This window comes from Streptomyces sp. NPDC006012 (assembly GCF_042871185.1).
Taxonomy (GTDB): domain Bacteria; phylum Actinomycetota; class Actinomycetes; order Streptomycetales; family Streptomycetaceae; genus Streptomyces.
This window is the reverse complement of the sequence record NZ_JBIAIE010000011.1, coordinates 180,606-205,590: the sequence shown is the minus strand read 5'-3', so window position 1 is coordinate 205,590 and position 24,985 is coordinate 180,606. Positions and strand designations below refer to the sequence as shown.

Genomic DNA, 24,985 nt, shown 5'->3' with positions numbered 1-24,985 from the left:
CTGGACGTCGATCTGCTGACCACCTCCCCGGAGCACGTGGACCAGTTCGCCGGGTGGCTGCGACGCCCGGTCCAGCCGGGACGGCTGCGGCCGGCGGACGCCGGCGGTCCTGCCCGAACACCAGCGGATCACCACCAAGTCGCATGAGACGGTGGTACGAACGCTGCGGGACGCCAACCGAAAACTGAACGAGGAGAACGAACGGCTCCGCAGCGAACTCGCCGTGTCCCTCGGACAGTTCCGCGACCTTCGACGTGGCATCCCCACCCCCAGCGATTATTCCCCGCTCTCGGGGTACGGCCCGGCATCGGCGAACCGGTGGATCCGGTCCTGTTCGGCGGTCTCGTCGGAGGCGTCGAAGTGCCGTACCTGCTTCCACCAGCGATCACGGTCATAGCCCTCGCAGTGGTTGAACTCGTGAGCCGTACTGCGTAGCCGCTGCCACTCGCGCACGATCGCGGCCCGCTGCCACCTCTCGGGCCGTTCCACCGCGAGCAGTGTGTACAGGAGCCCGGCCGAGTCGCAGACCAGGCGGAGCAGAGATCGCATGGCGAAGGACGTCTCACCGGTCTCGCCGACCTCTTCGTACACCCGCCCCAGCTGGACGTCGAGGAACGTCTCCAGGGCGCGGACATCCTCGGGCCTGAGGTCTTCGGCGTAGGTGAGGGTGCGTTCGGACGGCCGGGTGGTCATGCAGGTGAGTCCTCGCTTTCGTGCGGTGCCAACGGGATCAGCTCCCGTAATGAACAACTTTACGGAGACGGAGCTGCCACTGTCAGCCACGCAAAGGGCCGGCTCAGGACGGCTGACGAACCAGAAAAGTCCAGATAACGGCCTGCTCATCAGTAAAAAAATTCCACCGGCATGCGGCGGAAGACAGCCATGGCCCCGGCCGCGATCGAGGAGCTTCCTCTGAACCCCCCCACCAGGCCGATCACGTGTGCCAAACGACCATGATCGTTCGGGGACCGCTTGCCGGAGGACCGCTGCCTGCGGTCCCTGTGTCCGATTCGCGCCTTACTGACCGCGCCGGGCTGGCGACATGCTGACGATGAGTGAAGTTGCCCGGACTCTGGGAGGTACTCGTGCGTTCACTGCGAAGCATTGCCCTTTCAGCCGTCGCCACTGCGGTGACTGCTCTCAGCCTGGCTACGCCTAACGTCGCGCACGCCGCGACAAGCGGGTGGAGCACGTGCCCGTCCACCTACTTCTGCGTCTGGAACGACTGGAATGGCGAAGGCAGGATGTGCAAGTGGCAAGATGACGCCATAAATTGGGACGATTGTTCCTGGGCTGACAACCAGTACCCGAAGTCGGTCTACAACCACGGAACTTCGGGCAAGGGCGTGACGATTTACTACTACACGGGGTGGTTCAGCCCTATCGGGGGCTGTGTCGAGAGGGGTGAGACGGTCAATCTCGCGGGCAACTACTACATCGGGTCTCACCGCTGGGATTGCTGAGACGGCCCCGTTCTCGTATAGCTACGACGAACGGACATGTAGCGCAGGGTGCTACTCAGATCGCTCTGGCCCGCCACGAGTACGAGAACCGTTCGCGCTCATGGACTGGCGGACGCCGGCCTGGCGGCAGGCGTCGGCGAAGGCCCGGCTGGTGTACTGGGCCCCGTGGTCGGTGTGCAGGACCGCCCCGGCGAGGCTGCCACGGGCGCTTGTGGTTGATCCGCTCGCCGTCATCGCGGAGTTCGGCGGTGATCCTGGGGACGCCGTAGGTCCCGTCCGGCTCACGGTGCACGGCCCGTATCCGGGCGTGAACGGGCGTCGGCCGCCTGCCGGGCGGCCCGCTCCGCGGCCGTGCGACGCCAGTAGTAAAAGCTGGAGCGGGCGATGCCCAGGATGGTGCACAGCCGCTTCACGCCGTAGCGGCGGTGGTGGTCGGCAACGAACTCGAAGCGGCTCAGGAGCCGTCAACTAACTACTGCCGGGTTCGGGCTCGCTGAGGTTGATGGTGTGGTAAGTCGTCTTCTGTGGGGATTTCGGAAGTCACCCTGGAAGTACTGGACGTGAAGTTCGCGGCGATCCTGCCGCACTTGGACGAGCGGCAGCGCCGCCTGTATCTGGCATCCGAGGCCGCCGCACTCGGGCACGGCGGGATCACGGCGGTGGCCAGGCTGGCGGAGGTATCGGAGTCGACCATCGCGCGGGGCCGCGACGAACTCGTGACCGGGACACCGGTACTGGGGCGGGTGCGCCGCCCCGGCGGCGGTCGCAAGTCGGCCGCCGAACGTGATCCCGGTCTGGTGCCGGCACTCGCGGCCCTGATCGAGCCGCAGGAGGTCGGCGACCCGGTCTCGCCGCTGCGCTGGACCACGGCCTCGCTGCGTGACCTGGCCCGGGAACTGACCGCGGCAGGCCATCCGATCAGCGCCCCGGCCATGGGCAACCCGTTGCATTCGATGGGTTTCAGCCTCCAGGGCATGGCCAAGACCCGTGCCGGTAGTCAAGTCCCGGACCATGACACCCAGTTCCGGCACATCAACGCCACAGCCGAGCGGTTCCTGTCCCAGGGACTGCCGGTAGTGAGCGTGGATGCGAAGAAGAAGGAGCCGATCGGCGACTTCGCCCGCGCGGGCCGCACCTACCGCCCCAAGGGGGCGCCGATCACGGCTCCGGACCACGACTTCGTGGACCCCGATACCCCGGTTGCAATTCCGTACGGCGTCTACGACCTGGGGCAGGACTCCGGCTGGGTGAACGTCGGCACCGACCGCAACACCGCCGCCTTCGCGGTGGAGTCCATCCGCCGCTGGTGGAGCCGGCAGGGCCGACATGACTATCCCGACGCGACCCGGCTGCTGGTCACCGCAGACTCCGCAGGGGCGAACTCCGCAGGCTCCCACCTGTTCAAAAGCCACCTGGCCGCCTTCGCCGACGAGTGCGGACTGACCACCACCGTCTTGCGCTTTCCACCGGGAACATCGAAGTGGAACAAGGTGGAGCACCGTCTGTTCTCCCGCATCACCCACAGCCTGCGCGGACGGCCCCTGACCAGCTACGAGATACTGCTCCAGAGCATCTCGGCCACCCGCACCCGCACCGGCCTGACCGTCAGCGCCGTCCTTGACGAGAACGACTACCCCACCGGGCGCACGCTCACCAAGGACGAGCGCAAGGCCATCCTGCAGCGCGTCCAGCGCGACGACTTCCGCGGCGAGTGGAACTACACCATCGCTCCATACGACCCCCAGCAGACTCCCCCTGCCGAGCCGGACCGGGCGAAGGCACCGCCGATCCCGGCCGAGGCCACTCACCTGCTCACGCACCCCACTCTGACCGGCATGTCCCGCGAGCTGTTCGACCGGCTCGTGGAGGAACTCGAACCCTGCCGCCGGGTCCTGGCCGAGGCGGAGCGGGAGAAGAGAAAGGGCCTCAACCGGCGACGAGACACCTCCAGACCAGCAGGCATACAACCACACGGAACCCCGCACACACAGTCTCAACTCACCCCAGATACCTGCAGCACACACCACTCCCCCCACCTCAACTGCACCCCCACGAAACGACAGCGGCATGACCTGCGTCACGGGTGACGGAGGCAGTGAACCCGGCCGCCCGATTGCTCCGTGTTAGAAGCGGATCACCAGCGTTGCAACGAACAAGCGCCTGTGCCTCCCTCCCGCAAGCCGCCATCCGGTTGGCGGGGCGGCCCAGGGCTACCAGGGAGTGAACAGCAGGGTGGAGAAGACCGCGGCAGTCGGCCCGCAGCACACATCGGTGGCACCGGAAACGGAGGGCCCGCACGAGGACATCGCGATCATCGGTATGGGATGCCGTCTGCCCGGTGGCATCACCGGTCCCGATGAATTGTGGCGACTGCTGATGGAGGAGCGGGACGCCGTCGGTCCCTTCCCGGACGACCGCGGGTGGGACGTAGCACGCTCGTATACCGCCCAGTTGGACGCTCCCGGCCATCATGTCCAGCAAATGGGGGGCTTCATCGCGGCGGACAGGTTCGATGCCCGTTTCTTCGGCATATCGGCCCGCGAGGCACTGGCCATGGACCCGCAGCAGCGCCTGCTGCTGGAGACCGCCTGGGAGACCCTCGAACGCGCCGGCATCGACCCGGGAGGGCTCAGGGGCAGTGCCACCGGGGTGTACGTGGGTGTCATGGAGTCCGAGTACGGACCGGGTCTGGCCGAGGGGTCCGCGGTCGAGGGCCATGTGATGACGGGCACCACCGGGAGCGTGCACTCGGGTCGGATCTCCTACGCGCTGGGGCTCGAAGGTCCGGCGCTCTCGGTGGACACGGCGTGTTCTTCCTCGCTGGTGGCGATGCATCTGGCGGTGCGCGCGCTGCGCAACGGGGAGTGTGACCTCGCGCTGGCCGGCGGCGCGACCACGGCGCCGACCCTCGGCATGTACGTGGAGTACAGCCGATTGGGTGCCCTGTCCGGCGACGGGCGTTGCAAGACGTTCTCCGCCGATGCCGACGGCTTCGGCATGTCGGAGGGCGTGTCCATGCTGGCCTTGGAGCGACTGTCGGACGCCCGACGGGCCGGACACCGGGTGCTGGCCGTCGTGCGGGGCAGCGCGATCAACCAGGACGGCGCGTCCGACAGCCTGTCCGCACCCAGCAGCCCTGCTCAGGAGAAGGTCATCCGGTTGGCCCTGGCGGACGCCGGCCTGACAGGAGACCAGGTCGACGCGGTCGAGGCACACGGCACCGGCACCCGGCTGGGCGATCCCACCGAGGTGCGCGCGCTGGCAGCCGTCTACGGCCGCGCCGACCGGCCCTTGCTGCTGGGCTCCTTGAAGTCGAACATCGGGCACACCCAGGCCGCGGCGGGTGTGGCGGGCGTGATCAAAATGGTGTTGGCCCTCGGCCACGGCGCGCTGCCCCGGACCTTGCACGTGCGCACCCCCGCGTCCTACGTCGACTGGCGAACCGCCGGCCTTGAGGTGCTCACCCGGCGGCGGAACTGGCCCGAGCCCCCGGTGGACCGGCCGCTACGAGCCGGGGTGTCGGCCTTCGGCATCTCCGGCACCAACGCGCACATCATCCTTGAGCAGGCTCCCCGGCCGCCGCATCATGCGGCCGGGCCCTCCTCGGCGGAGGCGCCGGGCAGCGAGGAGACGGCGTTGGTGGTGTGTGCGCGGTCCGGGTCCGCCCTGGCCGAGCAGGCCGCCCGACTGGCTTCGTGCGTCGAGGACGACCCCACCATGGACGTCTGGGCCGTGGCCGGTGCGCTGGTGCGCTCTCGCGCCGTGTGGGAGCACCGGGCGGTGGTGGTCGGGGCGACCCGCGCCGAACTGGTGGAGGGCCTGCGCGAAGTGGCCGAACAGCGGCCGGCGTCGCTGGCCCGGGTCGGGGTGGCCGATGTCCCCGGCGTGGGCGGTGCCGTATGGGTGTTTCCGGGCCAGGGCGCGCAGTGGGCCGGAATGGGCGCCGAACTGTGGGACCAGGAGCCGGTGTTCGCGGCCCGGATGGCGCAGTGCGAGCAGGCGCTGAGCCACTGGGTCGACTGGTCGTTGTCGACGATGGTGCGGGAGGGGGACGCGGCGTCCCTGGAACGGGTCGACGTGATCCAACCGCTGTCGTTCGCTGTGATGGTGTCATTGGCCGCGCTGTGGCGGTCCTGGGGACTGCGGCCGGACGCCGTGGTGGGCCATTCGCAAGGGGAGATCGCGGCGGCTTGCGTAGCGGGCGCCCTGTCACTAAAGGACGCGGCCCGGATCGTCGCCGTACGCAGTCGGCTCATCGCGAGGACCCTGGCCGGTCGGGGCGGAATGCTGGCGGTCGCGGTGAGCGTGGAGCAGGCTACCCGCGATCTGCGGGAGCGGGGCAGTGACGACGTCGAAATCGCCACGGTGAACGGGCCCCGCTCGGTCACCCTGGGCGGGTCACCGGAAGCGCTGCGCGAGGTGGCTGCCTTCTACGAAGGACTCGAAGTGCGGGCCCGGACGATTCCGGTCGGCTACGCCTCCCACACCCGCCAGGTGGAGGGCCTGCACGCGGAACTCGTCAGCGCTTTGCGCGGTGTGACGCCCACCGCCGCGGACGTCGTCTTCCACTCCACGGCCGATGCCTGTCGGCTGGCGGGACCCGAACTGGACGCTGAGTACTGGTTCCGTAACCTGCGCGGACGGGTCAATTTCACGGATGCGATAAGGGAGTTGGGCGATCAGGGATTCCGAACCTTCCTGGAGGTCAGTTCCCATCCGGTGCTGACCGCGAGCGTGCAGGACACCCTGGAAGCCGCCGGGATCACCGGCTTCGTGTCCGGCGGCAGTCTGCGGCGGGGGGAGGGCGGCCGGCAGCGGATGCTACGGTCGGCGGCTGAGCTGTTCGTACACGGGGTACCAGTGGACTGGAAAGCCGTCCTGCCCACGGGAGTGGGTGCGGTGGAACTGCCCACGACGGCGTTCCAGCGGGAGCGTTTCTGGCTCTCCCCGGGAGCCGGTGGGCGAACGGACGTGGCGGCGGCGGGTCTGGAGCCCGCAGCGCATCCCCTGCTGGGCGCGGTGATCGAGGACCCGGCGACCGGGGGGCTGGTGCTGACCGGACGGATCTCCAGGTCGTCGCATCCTTGGCTGGAGGACCACGCGGTGCTCGGCAGCGTCATTATGCCCGGCACCGCACTGCTCGAACTGGCCGTGCAGGCCGGTGACCGGACGGGGTGCCCGTCGGTCGAGGAGCTGGTGCTGGAAGCGCCCCTGCTCGTCCCGGACAACGCCGCGGTACGGCTGCGGGTCGTCGTGGGCACCCCGCGGGAGACGGGGGGACGGGACGTGACCTTGTGGTCGTGCCCCGAAGGTGACGAGGCCGCCTGGAGCCGCCACGCCAGCGGCCGACTCTCACCCGGGCCGGTAGCCGAGGCCGACGAGACGCCGCAGACCCAGTGGCCGCCCACGGGCGCGGTACGGCTGCCGGTGGAGCCGTACCAGGAGTTGGCCGCTCGGGGCTACGCGTACGGGCCCGTCTTCCAAGGGGTGCAAGCGCTGTGGGCGCGCGGACGGGAGATCTTCGCCGACGTGGCGCTGCCTGAAGGTACCGAACCCGACGGGTTCACCCTCCACCCCGCGCTCCTGGACGCGGCCCTGCACGCCTGCGTCCTGGGCGGCGCGGTTCCTGACGGGGAAGCGATCGCGCTTCCGTTCGCCTGGAGCCAGGTGGAGGTGCACGCCGTCGGCGCACGCGCTGTTCGGGCCCGTCTGACCCCGGCCGACGGTGGCGGTGTCGGCGTTCTGCTGACCGACGCGACGAACGCCCCGGTCCTCTCGGCGCGTTCTCTGACCTTCAGGACGGCCGATCGCAAGGCGCTGGACCGACCGGTCGCCGCCCGGTCCGCCGAAGGCCCGGGCGCGCTGTACACGGTCAGGTGGACGGCCCTGCCCGGGGTGCGGGCCGACGCTCGCGTCGATCCCGGAGCCATGCGTGTGATCGGTGGCGCCGCCGATCTGGGCGAGGCGGCTTCACGGGCCGAGGCCGGCCGCTGCGACTGGCTCGTGTGGCACGCCCGTTCCGGCGCGCCGGCGAACGCGGACGAGGTGGTGGACGCGGTCAGGTCGGTCACCGGCGCGGCCCTTCGCCTGGTGCGGGAGTTCCTGTCCGATCCGGCCTGTGCCGGCTCCAGGCTGCTGGTGGTCACCCGCCGGGCCGTCGCCGTGCGCGAGGAGGAGTCCGCCTGCCTCGATCCTGTCGCCGCAGCCGTGTGGGGCCTGATCCGCAGTGCACAAAACGAGCATCCCGGCCGCCTGGCGATCACGGACGTGGACGTTTCCTGGGACGGTGTGGCCGACGAGGGGGCATTCCGGGAGGTGATGAGTGCAGCGATACGGGAGGACGAATGGCAGACCGCGGTCCGCGGGACGGCACTGTCGATACCGCGTGTGTACCCCGCGCCCGCGGGTGTGCGCCTGCCCGACGGGCCGCTGCCGTGGGTGCTCGGCGTGGTGGGCTCCGGCAGCACGGAGGTGGTGGCCCAGCAGGCCCCGGACCTGCTGGAGCCGCCGAAGCCCACGGACATCCGCATCGAAGTGCGGGCCGCGGGCGTCAACTTCCGTGACGTCCTGGTGACGCGGGGCATGCTGGCCGACTCCACGGACCTCGGCCACGAGGCGGCGGGGGTGGTCACGGCCGTGGGCAACCAGGTGCGGGATGTCGCCGTCGGTGACAGGGTGTGGGGTGTCTTCTCGCGCGCGATCGGTTCGCTGGCGACCACCGACGCACGCAACACCGCCCCGATACCGCGTGGTTGGACGTTCGAGGAGGCCGCGGCGGCCCCGGTGGTGTTCCTGACGGCCCTGTACGGCCTGCGGGATCTGGGCCGGCTGGGCCCGGGACAGCGCGTGCTGGTGCACACCGCCGCCGGGGGTGTGGGCATGGCCGCGGTCGCCCTGGCACGCCACCTGGGAGCGGAGGTCTTCGCGACCGCGAGCACGGGCAAGCACGCGGTGCTGCGGGCCATGGGCCTGAACGACACGCACATCGCCGGCTCACGCGACACCGGCTTCGAGGAACGCTTCCGCGCGGCCACCGGCGGAACCGGCATGGACGTGGTCCTCAACTCCCTGACCAAGGAGTTCGTCGACGCCTCGTTGCGGCTGCTGCGCCCCGGCGGCCGTTTCCTGGAGATGGGTCAGCGCGACATCCGTGACCCGGCCGAGGTGGCGCACACCCACCCGGGCGTCACGTACCTGCCCTTCCACTACTACGACGCCGGACCGGACCGGATCGCCGCCCTGCTCAGGGAGCTGACGGTGCTCTTCGAAGGAGGCTCGCTGTCGCTCCCCCCGGTGCGAGTGTGGGACGTACAGCAGCTTCCCGAGGCGCTGCGGACCATGGCCAAGGGGCTGCACGTCGGCAAGAACGTGCTCAGGATGCCGCGTTCCCTGGACCCGGCAGGAACAGTACTGATCACTGGTGGGACCGGACAGTTGGGCGGACTGACCGCACGGCACCTGGTTACCCACCACGGGGTGCGCAGTGTGCTGCTCGCCTCACGGCACGGCGAATCGGCCGACGGTGCCGCCGAACTGTGTGCGCAGCTGCGCGGCCTCGGAGCGCGGGTGGAGGTGGTGGCGTGTGACGTCGCCGACCGTGAGCAGGTCGGCAAGCTGCTTGCGCAGGTTCCCGAGGACGCCCCGCTGACCGGGGTGTTCCATGCTTCAGGCGTGCTGGACGACGGCGTGGTGGCCTCGTTGGACGAGCAACGACTGGAGCGGGTGCTGCGGCCCAAGGTCGACGCCGCGGTGCACCTGGACGAACTGACCCGGCAGATGGACCTGGCCGCCTTCGTGTCGTTCTCCTCTGTCGCCGGAGTTCTGGGCACCACGGGCCAGGCCAACTACGCTGCCGCCAACGCCTTCCTGGACGCCCTTGCCGCGGTGCGGCAGGCCCGCGGCCTGTCCGGGCAGTCCTTTGCGTGGGGGCTGTGGGCGCAGGCCAGCGGCATGACCGGCCATCTGGGCGGCGCCGAGACCTCACGTCTGGCGCGCTGGGGGGTTCGGCCGATGGACTCGCCGACCGGCCTGCGGCTCCTGGACGAGGCCATGCTCCGCGGCGACGCCGTCCTGGTCCCCGCCGTCCTGAGCGTCACACCGGGGCGCGGACGAGGGTCGGGCCAGCTCATGCCCCCCATCCTGCGGGGGTTGACCGGTACCGCACGGCGTACGGCGGGGCAGGCACCCCAAACCGGCGGCACCGGAGCACGGCTCGCCGACCTGGCGTCCGAGGACCGGGCGGTCGAGGTCCGTGCCTTGGTGCTGCGGCAGGCCGCCGCGGTGCTGGGAGGTTCCGGGCCCGACGAAGTCGCATCGGCCCGAACGTTCAAGGAGTTGGGTCTCGACTCGCTGATGGCGGTCGAACTGCGCAACGCGCTCGGGGCGGCGACGGGGATCGCCTTGCCCTCCACGCTCGTCTTCGACCACCCCAGCGTGGACCGGCTGACGGCACACCTGCTGGAACGGCTGGACACCGCGGCGGGTGACACGAAGGAGAAGCCGTCCGGGCCGGATGCCGGCCGGGCCGAGACGCCCCCTGCGCCGGCCTCCCCCGCCGCACGGTCCCACGGTGGCGGACCGGGCACCGTACAAGCCTGGGCGGACGGCCTCCCCGACGGCCCCCGGGATCCGGGAGCCCGGCAGGGAGTGACGCCGCGCGCCGTCCGCGGGTCCGCCGTCGACATGACGGGATCCCTTTTCTGGCGAGGCGTCGACTCGGGCGACTTCACGACGAGCCGGCAACTGGTGCAGGACGTGGCCCGGCTGCGGGAGAAGTCGGGCCGACTCGCACAGGACGCCCCGCGGACGCAGGACGTGGTCCACCTGTCTGAGGGCTCTGGTCCGGTGACCCTGGTGATGGTTCCGCCGTTCGTCGCGCTGTCGGGGCCGCATGTCCACGTTCGGTTCGCCGCCGCTCTCGGGGAGCGGGGACCGGCCGTCTCCTCGTTGTCTCTGGCCGGTTTCACCGAAGGGGAGGTGCTGCCCGATACGGCGTCCGCGGTCCTGCGGGCCCTGGCGCAGGCGTTGTCGCAGCATCTCGACGGAACGCCTTTCGTGCTGGGCGGGTACTCCTCGGGAGGCATCCTGGCGCACGAACTGACCAGGTACCTGGATGACCACGCGGTCCGCCCCGAGGCGGTCGTCCTCATCGACACCTACCCGGTGGACGACCCCTACCTCGCTGACCACCAGGAGGAATTCCATCGGCTGATGCGGCAACGCCAGACTCGCGCCCTGTCCCTGGACGGCACGAGGTTGTCGGCCCAGGCCTGGTACGCCGGACTCTTCGCTCAGTGGCGGCCGACGACGTTGACGGTGCCGACGCTCCTGCTGCGGGCTTCTGAACCCATGATTGCCACCGGTGGTCACGACTGGCGGGTCCCCGCGGACTGGGTCGACGAAGCGGTGACGGTGACGGGCGACCACTTCTCCCTGATGGAGGAGAACGCCGCGGACACGGCGTCAGCCATGCGGACCTGGCTGGAGGGCGCGCTGCGTCAGTAGTCCGACGCAGCCGGTGGTGCTCCGCCGGGCCGCCTCGGAACGCCGAAGGCGGCCCGGCGCCCACCTCGGATTCGGACGGGGCCCGAGCGCCGCAACAGGGCTGCCCCTCGTCCTGCCCCCGGCCGGCACATGCCGGGCGGGAGGACGTTCCGGTAGGCCCAGAGCCGGCGGATCTCCGCAAGACGGCGGTGGGCATCGCTCAGGCGGGGCGTAATGCCGACCGGCGGGCGCCGCGGCGCCGGCTCGGGATACGCCTTCAGCATGTCGTCGGTCGTCGCACAGAGTGCTGTCGCGAGGGTGTCCACGTCGTTCGCCACAAGACGATCTTGGAAACCCTCGTTCTGGTCTTCGCAGGCACCCCTTGGACCACACCACCAGGAGGAACCAGTGTCATACCCGCAACCGCTCACCCCCGAGGAGAAGCTCGCCGACGCGAAGAAGCAGCTGAGCCTCCCGCGTATTGTCGTGATCTGCGGCTCCACCCGCTTCATGACCGAGATGACCGAGGCCGATCTGCGGGAGACCAAAGCCGGGAAGATTGTCGTCAAGCCGGCCTGTGACATGAAGTCGCCGCACGAACTTTGGTCCGATCCTGTCGAGGCCGAGGCGCTGAAGGTTCGACTCGACGATCTGCACCGAGCGAAGATCCGGCTCGCTGATGAGGTGCTCGTAGTCGGCGACTACATCGGAGACAGCACCCGAGCCGAAATCGCCTACGCCCGGTCGCTGGGCAAGCCCGTGCGGTTCACGCACCCCGAAGTCGACCCCGACGCCTGACCGCCCTCCCCCACACCCTCCGCAGGCACCCCTTGGAATTGATCATCCAGCCTGGCCTCCGCCGGTGGCCAGGCCAAGCCCGTTGCGCCTGTGGCCGTAGATACTCAATTCCTGCTTTCGCGCCACGTGGCCCAGATGTAAAAGAGCCAACCCCGGCCTTTCCAGCCCAAGCCGAGGGTCGCCAATATCAGCGCAGCAACCGTCATCTTCTGTGCTCGTGACATGTCCGCCCTTCCTTTGCACAGAGGTTACTTGACGTGGTTCACGCCCGCCTCGACGGACAACGAGAACTCCGTACCCTGGCCGCCGGCATACGGCGCGACCGAGCAGCCGTACTCGCCGCCCTGACCACCACCCACGCCTCGGGAGCGGTCGAGGGCAACGTCGCCAGGATCAGGCTGCTGAAGAGACAGCTGTACGGCCAGGCCGACTTCGACCTTTTACGACGCCGCATCCTCCTGTCACCTTGATCAACCAGGTGACACCCCCGAATCAGCGACAGAGCCGGAAGCTTGAGCCAGAACCGCTACCCGTGAACAGAGCCACGAGTTCGACCGTGTGCGCCCACGGTGAGGTGCTGGGCCGCGCTGCCACGGCCAGGTCGCTGATCTCACCTGGCGGCAGTGGTCTGGTCGAGGGCGGTGAGGGCGGTGGCGGCCTCCACCTGCCGCGGGCTTTTCAGCGCGGCGAGAGCGTCGTGGGCGGCGAGGAGTGTCTGCCGCGCCTCGGGGTGTCCCGTGGCACTGAGCGCCCGTCCCAGGTCGAGCCGGGCCTATTCGGCCCAGATCGGCATCTGGGCGGCCTCGAAGTCGGCGAGTGCTTGCCGCAGTGGCGGTTCGGCCTCGTGCCAGCGTTCCAGTGCTGCGAGGTCGTTGCCGATCTGCTGTCGGGCGACCGCGTGATACAGGGCGATCAGCTCGTCCGTACGGCCCGGAATACCCGTGCGGCAGATCTGCTCGCTGCGGCGATGGATGTCGAGGGCTTCCGCCGTCCGGCCGGTCTGCCGCAGCAGGGTACCCAGGGTGTTGAGGATGGTCAGTTCGGCCAGTCGGGCCTGCGGGGAGTCCTGTGCGGCGATGCAGCGGGCCGACTCCCGCAGACGTCCGTGGGCCTCCTCCGTCCGGCCCAGTCGGTGGAGTGCGCCCGCGCCGTAGCCGAGTGCCCAGCTCTCTTGAAGCCCGTCCCCGCACTCGCGGGCCGCCACGAGGGCGGCGTCGGCCGTCCTCAGGGCAGCGTCGGGGTTGTGGACGCAGAGGTTGTGGGACCAGGCGAGGTAGTTGAGCTGGACCGCCTCTTCCTGTCTGCTGCCCAGTGCGCGTGCGGAGTCCGCGGAGCACGCGAACACCTCGACCCATTGCTCCCAGTGCTGGGTCACGTCGGAGAACCAGTGCATGGCCTCCGCCGTGTCCAGGACCTCTCGGTGCCAGCCGGACTCGTGGGCCCGGCGCAGTGCGGCGAGCCACTGCGTCCGCTCGGCCTCCAGCCAGGCCCGTGCCTCGTCCTTGCCGACGGGTGCCGTGTCCGGGTCCGGGTCGCCGTGCGGTGCGGCCTGGTCCTGGTCGATCTCGAAGTGCAGCGCGGCGGCGGTGGCCCGGCGCAGCATCCATCGTGCGGTGCGGTCGAGGGCGGCGTCGCGGACGCCGGGGCCGTCCTCCGTCTCGGTCTGCTCGATCGCGTAGAGCCTGAGCAGGTCGTGGAAGCGGTATCGCTCGGCGTCGGCATCGCTCTGAAGCAGTCCGGCGTCAGTCAGTTCCTCGGCACAGGCGAACGCCTCGTCGTAGGACAGGCCGGCCAGGAGCGCGCCGGTCTCCGGGCTGAAGTCCGCTCCGGCGGCCAGCGCGGCGCGACGCAGGAAGGTCCGTGATTCCGGGGGGAGTTGCCGGTAGGAGAGCCCGAAGGCGGCACGCACTCGCAGGCTTCCGGCCTGGAGGGCGTCCAGGCGCCGCCCTTCGGCGGCGAGACGGGCGGCGAGTTTGCCCAGCCGCTCGTGCGGTCGGCTGAGGAGCCGTTGGCCGGCGATCCGGACGGCCAGTGGCAGGTGTCCGCACAGGTCGGCGAGGTCCCGTGCGGCCTGGGCCTCGGCCTGGACGCGTTCCGGGCCGAGGACGCGGGTGAGGAGTTCCACGGCCTCCTCGCGCCGCAGCAGCGCCAGATCGCTGCGGTGGACGGACTCGAGGCCCGCCAGGGCGTGACGGCTGGTGATGAGGGTCAGGGACGGCCCGGTGCCGGGCAGCAGGGGGACGACCTGGGCTTCGTCGGCGGCGTTGTCGAGCAGCAGGAGCACGCGCCGGTCACCGACCAGTGACCGCCACAGGTCGACACGTTCGTCGGTGCCGTTCGGTATCGCGGCGTCGGCGATTCCCATCGCGGCCAGCAGCCGGGCCAGCGCGTCCCGGGGCGGGGTCGGCTCGGGATCCATGCCACGCAGGTCCAGGGCGAACTGCCCGTCGGGGAAGTGCGGAGCGAGGCGATGCGCGGCGTGGACCGCGAACGCCGTTTTGCCCAGACCGGGCTGCCCGGTGACCACGGTGACCGCCGGCCGGCCGCCCCCGGCGTCACGTGCCAGTTCCAGCAGCCGGGCGAGCGCAGGGGCCCGCGCGGTGAAGTCCCGGATGTCGCGCGGCAGGGCCAAGGCGACGGGCGCGGCCGGACCGTCGGCGGTGCGGGGACGCGGCCGACCCAGAGCGGCGGACTTCTCCAGGTGTGCCGCCTCGTCGCCGTCCAGTCCCAGCGCTTCGGCCAGAGCCTGCACCGTACGGCGCTGCGGGCCGCGGGTACGCCCGCGTTCCATGTCCGCCAGCGCTCTGACGCTGACCCCGGCCGCGTGGGCGAGCGCTTCCTGGCTGAGCCCGGCACGAGCCCGCAGATGGCGCAGTTGCTGCCTGAAGCCGCCGCTGACAGGCATGGCACCATGCACCGTTGATGTCCCCCGATTGTCCGGCTCTCCCTGCGTGAGCCCCCCGGCAGAAGTATGACGGACGGTACTTCTGCCGGGAGAACCTTCTGGGAGACGGCGACCCGAGGTGATCGACTGAAGACCGACGCGGAACGGTGCCCGACGCCACACGGTGCGGGCAACGTTTCGCGCTCGGCTGTCAGAGCGTGCCCGAGCTGCTGGGGACCGCGCGCGCCGATGTCCCGCGGGTTCGTGTAGGTCCTCTCGTCCGGCTCCCGGCCGGGCAGGGCCGACTCAGGACCACGGAACACCGACCCGACCACCATGGCCGCCGGCAACAGGCCGACGGCTCCGTACCACTTCACCGGGGATCCCTTCATGAACACTCTCCTTCGCCGTTCCGCGACGCTCGCTGTCGCCGGTGCGGCCCTCGCCCTCTCCCTCACCGCCTGTCAGGGTGCCGAGGACGACAACTCGGCCTCTGCGGCGACCACTTCGGCGACCCCGGCGGCAGCGGGCGGCAAGGCCGACGGCGCGTCCGACACGACGGACGCGACCGACTCGGCCGGTTCGGCGGGGGCGAAGGACTCTTCGGGATCGGCGGCCTCCGCCGCCTCCGGCGGCTCCGCGGGCTCGACCGGCGGGCAGGCTGCCGCTTCCACTCCGGTGTGCACCGCTGGGGACGTCACCATCACGGCCGCTTCGCAGGACGGTCCGCCCTACACCCACCTCGTCCTCACGGCGAAGAACACCTCCCGGCACTCCTGCCGTCTGCCGGGCTTTCCGCACGTCCAGCTCCTGGAGAGCCACAAACAGGACGTCCCGGCCGTCGCGAAGAGCAAGCCGGCCACCCCGGTCGTGCTCGCGGCAGGAGACCCGGCCTACGCCCTGTTGAAGGTGTCGGACGGCGGTGTCGACGAGGACAACGAACCCGTGTCGGCGTTCTCCGTCATGCTGGAGGGCGACTCGACCGTCATCGCCGTCACCGCGCCCGGCAAGGACGGCATCGCCGCCGACCCGGCAAAGGCCCTCACCGGCTACTGGACTCCCGAACTCCGCAATGGAGCCGACGACTTCTGAGTCCCGCGGTGGGACCCGAAGGCACCTGACGAGCCGTGGGCGGGCCGGACCGAATGAGGCGCCACTTCTTGTCCCGCAAAGCCATTGGCCTGCAAAGCCATTGGCCTGTGACTCGCACCGCAGGCAGCGATGCGCCGGGCCAGGCCCGTGGAGGTACGGCGGGGACGGTGAAACGCGGCCTCGTCTCCGCCGTGATCCTGGCGCTGCCGGCGCTTGCGCACCTGCGGCTGCCACCGCGTCCTACGGCGTCGTCGATCTTCGCGGTGACGTCGGCGCCAGACCGGTGACCGCACCAACCCCCGGCCTGGCCGGCACCGCCGGGCCGCCGTCCGCCGGAGGCGGCGGCCGGGCCGCTCGGCCGGGCTGCATCCAGCCCCGGCACGCAGGCGGCCACGCTGGCCGCGTGGTGCCACTGCTCCCGCCCGGCCGCTCGGCCGACACGGTGCCGCCCTGCGTGGTCACGGGCTGGTGCCCGCCTTCCGTGGCAGTACCGCTGCTGTCATGAGGGCGGCCAGGAGGGCGGCCGGTGGCGACCACAGGAGGAGCACCGGGGCGCCGAAGGCGCCGGTGAGGGCTGCTCCGCCGAAGGAGCCGGCGGCGAAACCGATGGTCGTCATGGCGTTGGCCCAGCCCTGGACCTCGTGATCGCGGTCCGGCGGGGTGAGGTCTCCGAGTGTGGTGAAGAGTTGGGCGAAGACTGATCCGACGGCCAGGCCGGCGACCGGACAGGCGGCGAGGACCGCGCCGGGTGTGGTCACCATCGCCAGCCCCAGCGCACAACTGCCCACGGCGAATGCGCCGAGGACAGTGGGGAGCCGGATGCGCGCGGAGGCGCCCGACCGGCCGGCGAGCAGGGCACCCGTGATGCTGCCGACGGAGAGCCCGGCGAGATACCAGCCGCTCTCGCCGGGTACGGCGTGCTGTTGCGCGTAGATCGGGAGGGTGACCTCGGTGCCGGCCAGCGCGGCGCAGAACAGGAACTGCGCCCCGAACAGCGCCCACAGCGACCGCGAGTGCAGCCGTGCGGGCGGAACGGCGGTGCGGGGGCGGGCGCCGGCGGGCGGGGTGCGGTCGCCGCCGGAGAAGCGGGTAAGCAGGACGACGGCCACCGACATCAGCACGGCGATGGCGGCGAGGGGGAGCACGGCGCCGACCGTGGTGCTGAGCCAGGTGGCCAGCACAGGGCCAGTGATCAGGGCCACGTCCATGATCGCGGATTCGAGGGCGTTCGCCGAGCCGTGGCCGCGGGCCCTGTCGAGAGCGGTCCAGTGGGAGCGCAGCATGATGCTCGCCGGCGGGAAGAACGTGCCCATCACCAGGGCCGCCGTGAGCACCACCGGGAAGGGCAGGTGGGCCGCCGCGCTCAGGCCGAGTCCGACCAGTCCGAGGACGTACCCCGCGAGGCAGGTGCCCAGGACGGCACGGGCGCCCTGGCGGGCGATGAGTCCCCCTCGGTGCGGGCTGGTCAGCGCGTTGGCCAGCAGCATCGTGCCCACTGCGGCGCCGGCTTGGGCGTAGGAGTAGCGCGGCGAGACCAGGAGGACGGTGCTCACCGGGAACATACTGATCGGCCATTTGGACACCAGGCTGGCCAGGGCGAGCCCCGGCGCACCCGGTGAGGCCAGCACCTGCCGGTAGGAGGCTGCCGGGCCGCCGCGGGCGCCCGGAGCGCGGGTCCCGCCGGGCACGGGGCTCAGGACGCCGCCGGCCGGGCGGCGCCGACCGCCCCTGCCGTGGTGTCGGGCCGGATCCGCAGGGACACCAGCGTCCTGATCTGTGCCAGCAGATCCAGCACCGCGGGCTCGTCGGCGGCGTGGACGGAGGCGCTGAAGGGGATGCTGACGTTGTCGTGGGTCGGTGGTACGTGGTCGCCGGGCTGGTAGCCGACTTCCACACTGTCGACGCCCGGAAGCCGCCGCACCTGGTCGACCCCCTCGATGGCCTCCAGGGTGCCGGGCCCCTGCTCGTTGTGGATGACGACCGAGCCGAACCGGACGGGGAAGGCGACGGGCTGCCCGAAGAGGGCCGGGCGGCGGTCGAGGTAGCAGGCGAGGGTGTCGTGGAAGGGCCGCAGTCCGCCGTGCGCGGTCCACAGGTCGACGGCGGGGCCGCCGGACAGCCGGGCGCCGACCTCGATCAGGTGGACGGCGTCCTCGGTGCACTTCACCTCGGTGTGGCTGGGGCCGCGGCGGATGCCGAACGCGTCGAGGACGGTGCGCACGAACGCGGCGACCCGCGCGAAGTCGGGATGGCCGGGGGCGATCTGGACGATGTCCCAGAGCGGGAAGTCGTAGTCGGCGTCGTCGGGGCGGCGGTACTCCCACATGTCGACGAGCCTGTGCTCACCGTCCGCGCTGAAGAAGTTGACCGCCAGTTCCCTTCCGCGCACGTACTGTTCGACGAGCCATTCACGTATCGGTTCGCGGTACACATCGCGAGAGACGAACGGGGGCGCAGCCGCGAGATCGTCCGGCCGGGAGAAGACCCGCACACCCTGGGAACCCGCACCCATGGTCGGTTTCACGATGACCGGGAAACCTATCTCGTGTGCTGCGGACTCGATGCGGTCGGCATCGTCCACCAGCCGGAATTCAGGCACCCGGACTCCGGCGCTGCGAGCGTGGACGCGCATCGCAGCCTTGTTGCGCCGGGCCCACGCCAGGCGGTGGTCGTTGCCCGGCAGTCCGAGTCGGTGGGCGAGGACATCGGCCAGGTGAACGCCTGCCTCCAGGGCGGGCACCACGGCACGGGCCTCGATGTGCGCGGCGGCCAGCTCCCGGATCACGTTGTCCGCGTCGGACGCGTAGATGCTGAGGTCGTCCCCCTCCGTGTGCCCCTGGAGTCCGGCGAGGTAGTCGTGGGTGTACACGGACACCACACGCAGGCCCAGGTCCCGCACGGCGGCCTTGAAGGGTACGCCCTGGCGGACGGGATCGACCAAAACGATCGCAGGCGCATCTGCGGGCATGGAGTCTGGCCTTTCGGGCTGGTGGGGCTGGGATACCACGCGGCTGTCCGGGATTCTGCCGCGCCCGGCGGCCGCCCGCCGAGGTCCCGCTGGACCGTCCGTACGGACACGGCGCCGGCCCGAACGGACGCCGGGCGGGGCCCGGACGGCCGACGGGCCGGGCCTTCGGGGAAGGACGGGGGGCCCTGCCGCGAGCGGGCCGGGTCCCGGGACGATGGCCCCTCCGATCAGGGCGTATGAGGAGGCACGACATGACACAGCGCCACATGACGCAGCAGCCGGACTTCTACTCCAAAGTGGCGAACAAGTTCGGCGGGTACTCCAGTGGTGCCCGGCGTACCACGCTGTTCCCCCAGGGCGACCCCGAGGAGGTCTTCGACGCGGTGGCGCGGGAGCTGGGCGGCGGTGGGACGCGGCTGCTCGACGTGGGGTGCGCGGACGGCCGCAACCTGCTTGCGATAGCGCCGCGCTTCGGACAGGTGGACGCCCTCGACCTGGCGCCCGAGATGCTCGATTCGGCGAGGCGGCACCAGACGGAGTCCGGTCTGGCGCACGTGAGGTTCGCCGTCGGCGACGCGTCGGCGACGGGGTTCGCCGACGGGGAATTCGACGTGGTGACCTCGCGGCGCGGGCCCCTGTTCCCCGAGGAGTTCGGGCGGGTGCTGCGGCCCGGCGGCTCCCTGGTGTACCTGGGCATCGGCGAACGGGACGTCCGCGCCCTCAAGGAGGAATTCGGCCGTGGGCAGTTGTACGGCCGCTGGGACGGGACGCCGGTGATGCGGCAGGACCGTGAGCGGCTGGAGCGCGCCGGCTTCTCCGTGGTGCGCGAGCAGAGCGTCGACTTCGACGAGTACTTCCACACCCCGCAGGACCTCGACACGTTCCTCCAGATGGTGCCGATCTTCGAGGACTACGGTACCGGGGGTGACCGGGAGGCCCTGGACCGGTACATGGCACTGGCGACGCACGACGAGGGTATCCACCTGGCCCGCCACTGGTTCGTCCTGCACGCCCGACGCGACGGGCTGTGAGCACCGTACGACAACGGCCGCTTGGGCCGGCCCCGTCGGGGAGCCGGGCCGAGCGGCCATGTCGACGTGTCGCTCAACGTTGCAGCAGCGCCATCAGTTCGGCACGCAGCGCGCTGTCCTCCCCGAACTTCCCGAGGAAGGCGGTGGACGTCATCAGAGCGCCCGCCTTGATGCCTCGCATGGTCATGCAGAGGTGCTCGCCCTTGGCGATGACGGCGACGTCAGCGGCTCGGGTGGTGTCCGATATCTCCTGTGCGATGTCGGCGACCAGGCGTTCCTGCACCTGGAGGCGGTGTGCGTGGCGGTGCGCGACACGTGCGAACTTTGAGAGGCCGAGCAGTGTCTGCTCGGGCCGGTAGGCGATGGTGATCGAGCAGTTGAACGGCAGCAGGTGGTGTTCGCACAGCGACCACACCATGATGTCCGAGACCACGACCATCTGGCTGGTGGTCGTCGCCTCGAAGAGGGTGTCGGTGGTGCCGGGCTGGTAGTCGATGAACTCCCGCCACCAGCGGGCGAACCGGTCCGGTGTGTCGCGCAGGCCGTCGCGTTCGGGGTCCTCGCCGATCTCCTTGAGCAGTCGCTGGGCGATGTCGATGAGCGGGTCGGGCTCGCGCCCGGCCGGCACGGTGCTCGCCACGGCGTCGGCGGAGCCGGTGGTGCGGGCTTCGGCCCGGGCCGACGCGGACGATGTGTTGACGGTCATTCAGACACCTCTCGTGTCACCCCAGACCAGGGTGTGCAGCCTGGTGGTGACGTTCCACCCTCGGTCGATCACCGAGGTGACGATGGACTGCATGTGCGTGTCGATGGCGTCCCGGCTCCGGCCCTCAGGCATGATCCACACCGAGGAGAGTCCGAACTCCGCGGCCAGGGCGTCGACTTCGTCGAGGTCGTCGGTGTTCCGACAGACGAACTTGAAGATGGCTTCCGGTATCGCCGCAAAGCTGCGGAGTGCCGCAGGTACGATCCGCTGGCTCGCCGGGTCACCCGAGTGCGACAACTTGGGCGAGACGTTGAAGTGCACGCCGGCGGCGATCAGCCGCGGGTCGGGGACGCGGGTGCCGTTGGTTTCGATCTCGACCTCGACACCGTTCTGCCCGAGGAGCTCGACGAGCGGCACCAAGCGGGCCTGCTGGCTGAGCGGTTCGCCGCCGGAGACGACCACGAGACCGACGCCGAATGCGAGCAGTTCCCGCGCGACCGACGGGACGTCGCGGCGGTGCAGTTCTTTCTTGGGGTCGTACTTGACACCGGTGTCGCTGATGCCCTGCCAGTCCCAGGTGTACGGCGTGTCGCACCAGCGGCAGGACAGGTTGCAGCCGCCGAGCCGCAGGAAACCGCATCGGCGGCCGAGCGACCGTCCTTCTCCCTGGACGGTCTCAAGTGGGGCCGAAGATCTCGTTCACGACGAGTTCCGGTTCCATGGGCACCACCTCCTTCTTCGTACGGGCGCGGTTGCGCGGGGTGATGTTCGTGGGGTCCGGTGCGGCGGTGCGAAGCCCCCCGCGCAGGCCCGCGGCGTCACGGCCGGTACTCGGCCCAGGTCTTGGGCGTCTCCGAGACGCGCAGGGCACTCAGCTCCGGGAACTCCTTGCTCCAGTGCTGGTACATCCACACGGCCAGGTTCTCCGCGGTGGGGTTGGCGTCGATGAGGTCGTTGAGGTGCCGGTGGTCGAGGGTGTCGTCGAGCCACTTCTTGAAGACGGACAGGTCGCCGTAGTCCCGGACGAACCCGGTGGGGGTCAGCTCCGTGCGGTCCGCGCTCAGCTCCAGCTCGACCGCGTAGTTGTGGCCGTGCAGGCGGGCGCACTGGTGCCCTTCCCGCAGACCGGAGAGCTGGTGGCTCGCGGAGAACTCGAACCGCTTGGTGATGCGCAGGGTCATGGGGTCAGGGGTCCTTTCGACATGTGTCCCGGTCACCGGGGCGGTGCGGTCGCGGTCATGCAGCCGGCGGCATCGGCAGAGCCGGCGTCTCGCCCGGCTTCACGCCGAGCTTTTCGAGGATCGAGCGGCGGGAGACGACCGGCGGGCGCCCCGCACCGGCCCCGGCCGGCGGGGCCAGCGGCTCGATCAGGGTGTCGGGATCGGACTCGTAGAAGAAGACGAGGGACAGCAGGTCCTCGTCGGGTGCGTCGGGACTGGGTGCCAGCACGCGGTGCTTCAGCGCGCGCCACCGTCCGTCCGTCCACTGCTCCATCAGGTCACCGAGGTTGACGACCAGGGCGCCGGGATCGAACGGCGGCGAGAACCAGCCGTCGGCCTCGTTCCATGCCTGCAGGCCGCCCACCCCCTGCTGCCTGCTGAGCAGGGTGAAGGTGCCCAGGTCGGTGTGCGGACCGTTGCGCAGCTGGCCCGGGTGCACCGTGCCGACGGCGTTGAGCGACGGGTACCAGCTGGCGTTCTGCGTCCAGGTGGCACGGGTGGCGCGCCGGGTGAAGAAATCGGCCGGCAGTTCCAGGACCTCGGCGAGCAGCCGGTTGATCCCCTCCGCGATGCGCACCATGTGTCCGGTGTAGGTCTCGCAGGCCCGGCGCAGCTCCGGCAGTTCCTCCGGCCAGCGGTTGGCCGGGTAGCAGTACCGGTCGAGGTCGGCGTCGCCGGTGCGGTGGGCGGGGCCGACGTAGAACGACTCGTGCAGGTCGGGCTCGGGCGGCAGCGGTTCGCCCTCGGCGCGGGGCACGCCGACCCCGCCACCGGGGTGCATTTCCAGCCAGCCGCTGTCGTACGGTGCGTCGATCGCGTACCGCTGCTTCCGCTCCTTGGGCAGGGCGAAGAACTCCCTGGCGCGGGCGCGGAACTCGGCGGTGGCCCCGCTGGGGATGCCGTGGCCGCTCAGCAGGAACATGCCGGTCTCGCGCAGCGCCCGGTCCAGGCCGGTGGCGACGGCCCGCCGCTGTGCGGGGCCGGCGGTCTGCCAGACGTCGAGGTCGACGGTGGGGATGACGCTTTTCACACGTGCTCCAGTCGGTGGGATACGGACCGGGGATGCCGGGAGGGAATCGGAACGGGAGTCGGAGCGGGAGTCGTTCAGCCGGCGAGCGCCCGGGTGGTCTCGGCGGCAAGGATGTCGAGACCTTCCACCAGTTCCTCGTCGGTCACGATCAGCGGGGGCAGCAGTTTGACGACGGAGCCGTCCGCGCCCGAGGTCTCGACGAGCAGGCCCTGCCGGAAAGCGCCGGCCTGCACCCGCGAGGCTGTTCTGCCCGCGTCGGGTCCCAGGCTTGCGAAGTCGAGCCCCACGGCAAGGCCGCGCCCCTTGGCCCGCAGGCCCGCCCCGGGGTGGGTCTGCACTACCTCGGCGAGACCCGAGGCCAGGTATTCGCCGCGCTCGCGCACCGCCTTCTCCAGGCTGGGGTCCGACCAATAGGCGTGCAGGGCGGCCGCTCCCGTGACGAAGGCCGGGGCGATCCCGCGGAAGGTGCCGTTGTGGTCGCCGGGGCGCCACACGTCGAGTTCGGGACGGACGAGGGTGAGGGCCAGCGGCAGGCCGTACCCGCTGATCGCCTTCGAGAGACAGATCATGTCGGGCACGATCCCGGCGTCCTCGAAGCTGAAGAACCCTCCGGTGCGGCCGCAGCCCATCTGGACGTCGTCCACGATCAGCAGCACCCCGTGGCGGGCACAGGAGGCGGCCAGTGCCTGCAGCCAGCCGACGGAGGCCGCGTTCACCCCGCCCTCGCCCTGGACCGTCTCCACGATCACCGCGGCGGGCAGGTCGAGGCCGCTGCCGGGATCGTCGAGCATCCGGTCGATGTGGTCCGCGTCCCCGCCCCACCCGTCATAGGGCAGGGGCATCGTGTAGGTGAGCGGAACCCCGGCGGCGGCGCGCTTGGCCGCGTTGCCGCTCACCGCGAGGGCACCGAGCGTCATGCCGTGGAAAGAACCGGTGAAGTGGAGCACGGTGGACCGGCCGGTGACCCGGCGGGCCAGCTTCAACGCGGCCTCGACGGCGTTGGCGCCGCCTGGCCCCGGGAAGACCACCCGGTGGTCGAGGCCGCGCGGGCGCAGGATGAGGTCCCGAAGGGCCTCAAGGAACTGTCTGCGGGCGACGGTGAACATGTCCAGGGAGTGCGCCACGCCGTCGCCTGCGAGGTAATCGAGCAGGGCCCGCTTGAGCACGGGCGGGTTATGGCCGTAGTTCAGCGCCCCGGCACCGGTGAAGAAATCCAGGTAGGGGCGTCCGTCCTCGGAGTACAGCCGGGTGCCTGAGGCGTGGTTGAAGACGGTCGGCCAGCTCCTGCTGTAGCTGCGGACCTCGGACTCCAGTTCGTCGAAGACAGTCATGACACGCCGCCCGGCCTGCTGGTGCGCGCGTACTCGGTGGGGTCGTGCACGCCCGCCGCGACGAAGGCGTCCCGGCGCTCCGTGCAGGCCGCGCAGTCCCCGCAGTGGACCTCCTGCCCCCTGAAGCACGTCCAGGTGTCCTCGAACGGCACTCCGAGGCGGGCCCCGAGCTCGATGACTGCGCGCTTGGGCAGTTTCATCAGGGGCGCGAGCAGGTCGAGGCCGGGCCGAGCGTCACCGCGGGTGGCAATCCGCTCCATGTCCCGGAAGGCGCGCAGGAACTCCGGGGAGGTGTCGGACGGGCCGACGTCCTCCGCCATCACCCCGAACGCCACGGCGTCGGCCTGCTCGACCACCGCGAGCGCATACGCGACCGAGAGGATGATCGCGTTGCGATTCGGAACGATGTTGGCGCGGCTCCCGGGCCGGCCGTCGGACCCGGTTCCCCCGGACCGCGAGCCCGGCACCTCGATGGACGCATCCGTGAGGGAGGACCCGCGCAGCACGCCGCGAGCAGCGCTCAGGTCCACCTCCTCATAGGGGGCGCTGAGGCGCTGCGCGGCCAGCCGGGCACACCCCAGCTCGCGTCGGTGGCGCTGCCCGTAGTCGACCGACACCAGATGGAGTTGGTGGCCCTCGTCTCGGAGGTAATACGCCATGGTCACCGAGTCGATGCCACCCGACACCACCGCAATGGTCTTCGTCACGTGCCGTCCTCGCCTGGGATGGGAGACCTGTGGCACGGGCCCGCCCAGCTCGGTTGCCCGTGTGACTCAGCGTGATTCAGTACGGGGTGGGCGAGCAACGTACGAGGGGGCCGTGCGACCGTCCGCGGGGCGGCAGCCCGCCGGTCACGCCTCACCCGAACGGTCGCACGGACGTGACCGATCGGACGGTCCGAATGGCGACCCGTCGCCTCACTGACCAGCGCGAAACGCAAGGCGCACGTGAAGCGCGGCGCCGACGGCCGCATGGACGA

Annotated in this window: 17 protein-coding genes and 1 pseudogene; 7 read left to right on the top strand and 11 right to left on the bottom strand. The window is 70.7% G+C overall.

The genetic code is table 11. From position 1 onward, the window contains the following. Nucleotides 1–276: 276 nt before the first annotated feature. Nucleotides 277–693 (bottom strand): hypothetical protein, encoded by a 417-nt coding sequence (locus ACFYPJ_RS20965; RefSeq protein ID WP_389019098.1) that lies wholly within the window; start codon nucleotides 691–693, stop codon nucleotides 277–279. A gap of 362 nt (nucleotides 694–1,055) precedes the next feature. On the opposite strand from ACFYPJ_RS20965, the gene ACFYPJ_RS20960 reads away from it, so the two are divergent. Then, nucleotides 1,056–1,463, top strand: coding sequence for a peptidase inhibitor family I36 protein (locus ACFYPJ_RS20960; protein WP_389019096.1), 408 nt, complete (start codon nucleotides 1,056–1,058; stop codon nucleotides 1,461–1,463). A 55-nt stretch (nucleotides 1,464–1,518) separates the two neighbouring features. Here ACFYPJ_RS20960 and ACFYPJ_RS20955 read toward each other — a convergent pair whose 3' ends face one another. Continuing rightward, nucleotides 1,519–1,764, bottom strand: coding sequence for an IS3 family transposase (locus ACFYPJ_RS20955; protein WP_389019185.1), 246 nt, complete (start codon nucleotides 1,762–1,764; stop codon nucleotides 1,519–1,521). Between the two features lie 223 nt (nucleotides 1,765–1,987). Between ACFYPJ_RS20955 and ACFYPJ_RS20950 the strand changes: the two are divergent. From ACFYPJ_RS20950 to ACFYPJ_RS20935, 4 genes and pseudogenes are all read left to right on the top strand, one after another. Further along, nucleotides 1,988–3,202, top strand: a pseudogene (locus ACFYPJ_RS20950) (ISAzo13 family transposase); the annotation flags it as partial. Between the two features lie 493 nt (nucleotides 3,203–3,695). After that, the gene (locus tag ACFYPJ_RS20945; protein WP_389019093.1) at nucleotides 3,696–10,967 is read left to right on the top strand and encodes an SDR family NAD(P)-dependent oxidoreductase; all 7,272 of its coding nucleotides are present in this window, start codon (nucleotides 3,696–3,698) and stop codon (nucleotides 10,965–10,967) included. Between the two features lie 387 nt (nucleotides 10,968–11,354). Continuing rightward, nucleotides 11,355–11,744 (top strand): hypothetical protein, encoded by a 390-nt coding sequence (locus tag ACFYPJ_RS20940; protein ID WP_389019090.1) that lies wholly within the window; start codon nucleotides 11,355–11,357, stop codon nucleotides 11,742–11,744. 257 nt (nucleotides 11,745–12,001) lie between these two features. Beyond that, complete coding sequence (locus ACFYPJ_RS20935; protein ID WP_389019088.1) at nucleotides 12,002–12,214, top strand: transposase; 213 nt, start codon at nucleotides 12,002–12,004, stop codon at nucleotides 12,212–12,214. A 302-nt stretch (nucleotides 12,215–12,516) separates the two neighbouring features. Here the strand turns inward: ACFYPJ_RS20935 and ACFYPJ_RS20930 are convergent, their stop codons facing one another. Then, nucleotides 12,517–14,649, bottom strand: coding sequence for an ATP-binding protein (locus ACFYPJ_RS20930; protein ID WP_389019085.1), 2,133 nt, complete (start codon nucleotides 14,647–14,649; stop codon nucleotides 12,517–12,519). 369 nt (nucleotides 14,650–15,018) lie between these two features. Between ACFYPJ_RS20930 and ACFYPJ_RS20925 the strand changes: the two genes are divergently transcribed. Continuing rightward, entirely contained in the window at nucleotides 15,019–15,720 is a 702-nt protein-coding gene (locus ACFYPJ_RS20925) for a DUF4232 domain-containing protein (protein ID WP_389019082.1), read from the top strand. A gap of 458 nt (nucleotides 15,721–16,178) precedes the next feature. On the opposite strand, the gene ACFYPJ_RS20920 is transcribed toward ACFYPJ_RS20925, so the two are convergent. Then, the gene (locus ACFYPJ_RS20920) at nucleotides 16,179–17,408 is read right to left on the bottom strand and encodes an MFS transporter (protein WP_389019080.1); all 1,230 of its coding nucleotides are present in this window, start codon (nucleotides 17,406–17,408) and stop codon (nucleotides 16,179–16,181) included. Between the two features lie 5 nt (nucleotides 17,409–17,413). Next, nucleotides 17,414–18,688, bottom strand: coding sequence for an ATP-grasp domain-containing protein (locus ACFYPJ_RS20915; RefSeq protein ID WP_389019077.1), 1,275 nt, complete (start codon nucleotides 18,686–18,688; stop codon nucleotides 17,414–17,416). Nucleotides 18,689–18,939: 251 nt separating this feature from the next. Between ACFYPJ_RS20915 and ACFYPJ_RS20910 the strand changes: the two genes are divergently transcribed. Beyond that, nucleotides 18,940–19,719, top strand: coding sequence for a class I SAM-dependent methyltransferase (locus ACFYPJ_RS20910; RefSeq protein ID WP_389019074.1), 780 nt, complete (start codon nucleotides 18,940–18,942; stop codon nucleotides 19,717–19,719). Nucleotides 19,720–19,792: 73 nt separating this feature from the next. Here ACFYPJ_RS20910 and folE read toward each other — a convergent pair whose 3' ends face one another. The 6 genes from folE to ACFYPJ_RS20880 all read right to left on the bottom strand — a co-directional run bounded on the left by folE (nucleotide 19,793) and on the right by ACFYPJ_RS20880 (nucleotide 24,713). Further along, entirely contained in the window at nucleotides 19,793–20,425 is a 633-nt protein-coding gene (folE, locus tag ACFYPJ_RS20905) for a GTP cyclohydrolase I (RefSeq protein WP_389019071.1), read from the bottom strand. Then, nucleotides 20,426–21,034, bottom strand: a complete 609-nt coding sequence (locus ACFYPJ_RS20900; protein ID WP_389019182.1) for a radical SAM protein — start codon at nucleotides 21,032–21,034, stop codon at nucleotides 20,426–20,428. It lies immediately after the preceding gene. 209 nt (nucleotides 21,035–21,243) lie between these two features. Then, the gene (locus ACFYPJ_RS20895; RefSeq protein WP_389019069.1) at nucleotides 21,244–21,606 is read right to left on the bottom strand and encodes a 6-pyruvoyl tetrahydropterin synthase family protein; all 363 of its coding nucleotides are present in this window, start codon (nucleotides 21,604–21,606) and stop codon (nucleotides 21,244–21,246) included. A 55-nt stretch (nucleotides 21,607–21,661) separates the two neighbouring features. After that, nucleotides 21,662–22,675 carry an isopenicillin N synthase family dioxygenase gene (locus ACFYPJ_RS20890; RefSeq protein ID WP_389019067.1) on the bottom strand — a complete coding sequence of 338 codons (1,014 nt, stop codon included), beginning with the start codon at nucleotides 22,673–22,675 and terminating at the stop codon, nucleotides 21,662–21,664. Between the two features lie 74 nt (nucleotides 22,676–22,749). After that, on the bottom strand, nucleotides 22,750–24,006 hold the full coding sequence (gene ectB / locus ACFYPJ_RS20885) for a diaminobutyrate--2-oxoglutarate transaminase (RefSeq protein ID WP_389019064.1): 1,257 nt from the start codon (nucleotides 24,004–24,006) through the stop codon (nucleotides 22,750–22,752). Next, a complete protein-coding gene (locus ACFYPJ_RS20880; RefSeq protein WP_389019061.1) occupies nucleotides 24,003–24,713 on the bottom strand; it encodes a 7-cyano-7-deazaguanine synthase in 711 nt (236 codons plus the stop codon). Before ACFYPJ_RS20880 ends, ectB begins: the two co-directional genes overlap by 4 nt. Nucleotides 24,714–24,985 lie beyond the last annotated feature (272 nt).